Here is a 3,167-nt window from a genome sequence, read left to right as displayed (position 1 = left end):
TATATAAAAGTAATTTCAAAGGAAAATACACAAAGATTTTATCAAAAGAAAATTTGAAGAAATGTGGGGTAAATGCAGAAGTTGTTTCGGTAAAAATGTACCATAATAAATTGTATATAATAATGGAGGATTATACAAATTTATATGTTGTTCAATATAATGAAGAAAAATATAAAGTTCTTATAAAAGGTTACATGAGGCAAATATGTTTTGGAGGAGAATGTTTATATTATATAGATAAAGGAGGAGCTGGTATTTATGAGATAAATTTAAATACGCAGAAACAACAGAGAATTCGAGGAATAAAATGGTATGAGGATTATGAGATGGACAATCATCCAATATACATGGAAATAACAGTATATAATGGGAAACTATATTATACAAAATGGGAAACTAAAGATGATATAGGTCGACAAGTCATGTATGAATATGAAAAAAATGAAAAGGATAAAAAGATTTTTGAATTTCAAGGAGGAGCAAATGCCATAGCGGATTCCACAAAAGTTATTGTAGACGAAGTTATGTATGATTCTGAGCATGAAGGAATGCAAGTATTTGATTTAAAAGATAACAAATCATATATTATAAAAAAACCGACATATAAGACAGGAGGCATAAACTTTTTGATTGATGATGTAATACTATATGAAGATGATAAATCTTCAAATAATGTGTACATAATGGAGCGAATTAAATAATTTGGACATTTGACCCCATAGACCTTGTGAAGTCAGAAAATAAGAAAAAAGATTTTTATTATGATTGCGATGCTTTCAACATTTTGTTTACCATATGTGGATGCAGTAAAGATAAGGACAAGGATATATCCAAAAAACAGTTATACACCTTTATTTGTAATCTCAATATGCAAGGCGTAAAGGAAGCATTGAAAAATCATGCAGAATTTGCAAAAGAAACAATTAAAACATCATCAAAAACGAAGCCGTTAGAATTAGCCGTCAGAGAGATTGAGAGCGAAAAGGTACAGCTACAAATATGCTCACAATTGATAAAGAGTGGTGCAGATGTTAATGAAAAAGGAGATGAGATAACAGCACTAAAAGGAACGGTAAGTAGGATTCCATTTGAAAATTATAATGAGAAAATGGACATGTTAAATAGACTATTGGAATCAGGTGCAAAGCCTGATTCCGATATAGTTTCATTTCTTTTAAACAATGATAACAGCAATTGGGGAATGCAGTATTATTTCACGCCTCAAATTTTAAAAAAATTAGAAAAATATGACGGAAAACAAAATATATCACAAGGATTACGAGCAGCAATGAATGGAGATGATCATAAACTTCAAAAACTTGTGATATCAGATAAAATAAATAAAAAAGATAAAGAGCAGGTATTAGCTTTTGCAGCAACACATTGTAATGTGGATACATTGAAGATCATGAGAAAACAAGGGTATGATTTTTCTTGGAAAGACTCAGATAAAGTAGGATTATTGCAGATCGCAGCACTATGCAATCATTCTTCAGTAGTAAAATATTTGTTAGAACAACAATTAAATTCAAAAGCAAAGGCAGATTATTATAAAGTGAGAGCAGTTGATTTTGCGATTGTCGCAGGAAACTTAGACAATGCAAAGATTTTGATAGAAAAAGACAAAGTGAATTTCAAGAAAAATCATCACGGAAAACCTTGTGATGTATGGGAATTTATTTTAGCCTTCGGCGATAAAAAATCTTTTAAAACACTAGAATCTTTAGGTCATCAGCCAACAAAAGAAGAAATATATGACACCTATCAAAATTACGGTAAGGAACAATATGAGCAGGGGGTAAAAGTAAAAGAAGATGAAGTGCGCCAGTACAGCTATGATGCCAATGGAAACCAGACAGATGTTAAGAATACAAAGACAGGACAGACAGAAATCCTATACTTATGATGCAGAGAACCGCTTAAGCAAAGTATCTGTCACCGGCAAAGACGGAAAAACAGCTGTGATCCAGCAGAACCGTTATAACGGAGACGGACAGAGGATCCAGAAAGTGGAAGGAAGCAAAACAACGAACTATTACTATCAGGACGGAGTAGTTTCCTATACAACCGATGGAGATAACAGCCAGACATCCCAGAACCTGATCGGAACCGATGGAAATATCATTGCAACACAGAGATATGGAAGTGACCATACGGACTATCTGTTGTATAATAAAGATATCCAGGGAAGTAGCACAAGTCTTGTAAAAGAAGATGGAAGTGCCGATGCAACGTACCAGTATACAGACTTTGGAGAGACAACGATCAATGGCGATAACAAAGCAGAGAATGAGGTTTGTTATACGGGTGGAATCTATGATCAGAGTACAGGACTTTATTATCTGAATGCGAGATATTATAATCCGGAAGATGGAGGATTCTTAACAGAGGATACTTATCGAGGAGAGATAAATGAGCCTGAGACACAGAATCTGTATGTTTATTGTGCAGATAATCCAGTGAATTATGTTGATCCTAGTGGGCATAAGTATGATAAGGATAAAGCGATAAATTATGCACATAATCATTACTTGAATTATAATAAAAAATATAATAGACATCCCAAAGATTGTACCAATTTTGTTTCACAATGTGTACATGCAGGCGGAAAGAAAATGAAATATAAAAATTATAAGAAAATTTTGCAATGCAAGGACATGTATAAAACAACTAGTTATTGGTATTCACACAGATATGAAAAATGGCGGACAAATTATTATGTTTATAAATGGAAAGAGACTAGTGCTTGGGTAGGTGTGGAGGATTTTTTGCAAATATTGGAGAAAACATGAAGCAAAAATTACAGTAACTAGTAGTCTAAATAAAATGCAGAATAAAGCAGTAAGAGGAGATGTTGTACAATTTTATGTTAAAAGCAAAGGATGGTATCATTCTACTATTGTAACAGCAGGAAAAAAAGGAGCATTGAAATATTGTGCACATTCGAATTCAAGAAGAGATTATAAATATTTTTTATTGACTAAAAATAACGCAGAAAAATATCGAATAATTCATTTTAAATAAATGTGGTATGAAGGAGAAAGTTTGAAACAAAATAGTAGAGGACAGCCGAAAAACAAAGAACACGACAAATAAACCATCTATTAAGGTGGTTTTTGAAAGTAATATAGACACAACATTAATTAGCTAATAAAGATAGGTTCATC

The 3,167-nt window shown here is 32.3% G+C and carries 4 protein-coding genes; all 4 read left to right on the top strand.

Annotated features, from left to right (window positions below):
* Positions 1–701: hypothetical protein (locus KE503_RS14240; RefSeq protein WP_212385700.1), on the top strand; the 701-nt coding region annotated here is incomplete at its 5' end.
* A 188-nt stretch (positions 702–889) separates the two neighbouring features.
* Positions 890–1,906, top strand: a complete 1,017-nt coding sequence (locus KE503_RS14235; protein ID WP_212385698.1) for an ankyrin repeat domain-containing protein — start codon at positions 890–892, stop codon at positions 1,904–1,906.
* The gene (locus KE503_RS14230) at positions 1,860–2,792 is read left to right on the top strand and encodes an RHS repeat-associated core domain-containing protein (protein ID WP_212385696.1); all 933 of its coding nucleotides are present in this window, start codon (positions 1,860–1,862) and stop codon (positions 2,790–2,792) included. Before KE503_RS14235 ends, KE503_RS14230 begins: the two co-directional genes overlap by 47 nt.
* A gap of 34 nt (positions 2,793–2,826) precedes the next feature.
* The gene (locus KE503_RS15115) at positions 2,827–3,024 is read left to right on the top strand and encodes an amidase domain-containing protein (protein WP_442859957.1); all 198 of its coding nucleotides are present in this window, start codon (positions 2,827–2,829) and stop codon (positions 3,022–3,024) included.
* The last annotated feature ends 143 nt before the right edge of the window (positions 3,025–3,167 follow it).

Source organism: Anaerostipes sp. Marseille-Q3525, from assembly GCF_018223505.1.
Taxonomy (GTDB): Bacteria; Bacillota; Clostridia; order Lachnospirales; family Lachnospiraceae; genus Anaerostipes; species Anaerostipes amylophilus.
Note: the sequence above shows the minus strand (reverse complement) of the source record. Positions and strands in the feature narration are given on the sequence as shown.